The 2,149-nt window shown below is 73.7% G+C and carries 3 protein-coding genes; 2 read left to right on the top strand and 1 reads right to left on the bottom strand.

What is annotated here, in order from left to right:
• Positions 1-24: 24 nt before the first annotated feature.
• Positions 25-1,083, bottom strand: a complete 1,059-nt coding sequence (locus FOE67_RS23580) for an NAD(P)/FAD-dependent oxidoreductase (RefSeq protein ID WP_182666857.1) — start codon at positions 1,081-1,083, stop codon at positions 25-27.
• 94 nt (positions 1,084-1,177) lie between these two features.
• Between FOE67_RS23580 and FOE67_RS23575 the strand changes: the two genes are divergently transcribed.
• Together FOE67_RS23575 and FOE67_RS30860 are read left to right on the top strand one after the other, a co-directional pair.
• On the top strand, positions 1,178-1,774 hold the full coding sequence (locus tag FOE67_RS23575) for a helix-turn-helix domain-containing protein (protein ID WP_182666856.1): 597 nt from the start codon (positions 1,178-1,180) through the stop codon (positions 1,772-1,774).
• Positions 1,775-1,989: 215 nt separating this feature from the next.
• On the top strand, positions 1,990-2,149 hold a 160-nt coding region (locus tag FOE67_RS30860), incomplete at its 3' end, for a helix-turn-helix domain-containing protein (RefSeq protein ID WP_438874292.1).

Below are 2,149 nucleotides of genomic sequence, written 5' to 3'. Positions count from 1 at the left end.
GGGGTGGGCGGAAGCTGCGGGGTCTCAGGAGACGGGGGCGGTCCCCGCGGCGGCACGGCGTCGGGCGTCCACCGCCCGGCGGGTCTCCTCCTCGATGAGGTCGGCGTTGATCATCGAGCCGGCGCGCATCCCCGCCGCCGCCGAGCCGATGACCTGCTCGGTGAGGACGCCGACATTGCCCGCCACCCACACGCCCGGCACCTCGGTGGCCCCGGTCGGGTCGGCGGTGATGTGGCTGCCGATGACGTGACCCCGCATCTCCTGATCCGCGGGGGTGATACCGAGGTCGGCGAGCAGGCCGCTGCGGGCGGTGAACCGGGGCGCGACGACCACGGCCTCGCGGTCGATGACCCGACCGTCCTCCAGGACGACGCCGCGCAGTCGGTCGTCGCGGATCAGCAGTTCGGTCACCCGGCCGTCGACCACGGTGACGCCCCGGGCGGCGAGCTGCTCCCGCTCCTCCTCGTCGGGCTCGGGGCCGGTGTGCCGGAAGAGGATGACGTTCTCGCTCCACTGCCGCCACATCAGCGCCTGATGGACTCCCATCGGACCGGTGGACAGGATGCCGATGGCCCGGTCGCGCACCTCCCAGCCGTGGCAGTAGGGGCAGTGCAGCACCTCGTGGCCCCAGCGTTCGGCCACGCCGGGCACGTCGGGCAGTTCGTCGATCAGGCCGGTGGTGACCAGGAGGCGGTCGGCGGTCACGGTACTGCCGTCGCCGAGGGTCACCCGGAATCGGGGTCCGGCCGGTTCGGCGTCGGTATCGGCCCCCTCGGCGTCGGTCAGGCGTTCCAGCCGGGTGACGGTGTCCTCGACCACGCGACCGCCGTAGCCGGTGACCTCCTTGCGCCCGATGGCCAGGAGCTGCCCCGGCGGGGTGCCCTCGTGGCCGAGGTAGTTGTGCACGCCGTCGGCCGGTGCGTTGCGCGGGGAGCCGGCGTCGACGACGAGGACCGAGCGGCGGGCCCGGGCCAGCGCGGTGGCGCCCGCCAGCCCTGCGGGACCGCCACCGACCACCACCACCTCGTGGTGGTGGGAAACTGCGTCGCCGACGGGGCGGGGAGAGGGGTTCGGGGTGGTCATGGGCAGTACCTCCGTTCGGTTCGAGAGTGCCTACCCCGGGAAGCGGACGACAAGTTTTCTTGCCGGTTCGGCAAAGAGGGGCCAGGATGGGGGTATGGCGACCGAGGATCTCGACCCGATACTGACGGCGGTGGGCCCGCGACTGCGGGCGCTGCGCCGGGAGCGCGGCACCACCCTGGCCGACCTCTCGGAGACCACCGGCATCTCCGTCAGCACGCTGTCCCGCCTGGAGTCCGGGCAGCGCAAGCCCACCCTGGAACTGCTGCTGCCGCTGGCCCGGGCGCACGGGGTGCGACTGGACGAGTTGGTGGGTTCCGCGGCGCCCGGTGACCCCAGGGTGCGGACCCGGCCGTTCGTGCGGCACGGCGTCACCTTCGTGCCGCTGAGCCGGGAACCCGGCGGGGTGCAGGCGTACAAGATGATCATGCCGCCGGCAGCCGATCCGGAGACGGCGATGCCGCCCGACCAGCGGGTGCACGAGGGCTACGAGTGGATGTACATCCTCTCCGGTCGACTGCGCCTGCTGCTCGGCGAGCACGACCTGACCCTCGGGCGCGGCGAGGTGGTGGAGTTCGACACCCGCACCCCGCACTCCTGGTGCAACGCCGGGAAGGTGCCGGTGGAGGTGCTGAGCCTCTTCGGCTCGCAGGGCGAGCGGATGCACGTCCGCGCCCGGCCCAAACGCTCCTGACCCCGCCCCCTCGGGGTCACTCCCCCGCCGGACGGCTCCCGTCCGACCGACGGTCCCGGCGAGGAGTCCGGCGGAAGACCACCGCGAGGCCGAGCGCGGCCCCTGTCGGCACCGGGAACCCCCTCCTCCGGTCCCTCGGGCGGCGCCCGCGGCGGGAACCCCCGGACGCGCAGGAACGCGGCCGTCGCGGCGGGATCGCGCACCGCGTGCCCCACATGCCGAAGTCCCCGGAGATCCGATCGCGTGTCAGCGGGCACGGGTGGTCCCTCCGTCCCGCCGGATCCCGCGACCTGGCCGACCTCTCGGAGACCACCGGCATCTCCGTCAGCACGCTGTCCCGCCTGGAGTCCGGGCAGCGCAAGCCCACCCTGGAAC

It is taken from the genome of Streptomyces calidiresistens (assembly GCF_014141525.1).
Classification (GTDB): domain Bacteria; phylum Actinomycetota; class Actinomycetes; order Streptomycetales; family Streptomycetaceae; genus Streptomyces; species Streptomyces calidiresistens.
The sequence above is the reverse complement of the archived record's forward strand: the minus strand, read 5'-3'. Positions and strand labels throughout refer to the sequence as shown.

Bases quoted from the DNA above. Each gene is read 5' to 3' on its own strand.
- FOE67_RS23580 (WP_182666857.1), bottom strand. From the start codon at position 1,083: ATGACCACCCCGAACCCCTCTCCCCGCCCCGTCGGCGACGCAGTTTCC.
- FOE67_RS23575 (WP_182666856.1), top strand. From the start codon at position 1,178: ATGGCGACCGAGGATCTCGACCCGATACTGACGGCGGTGGGCCCGCGA.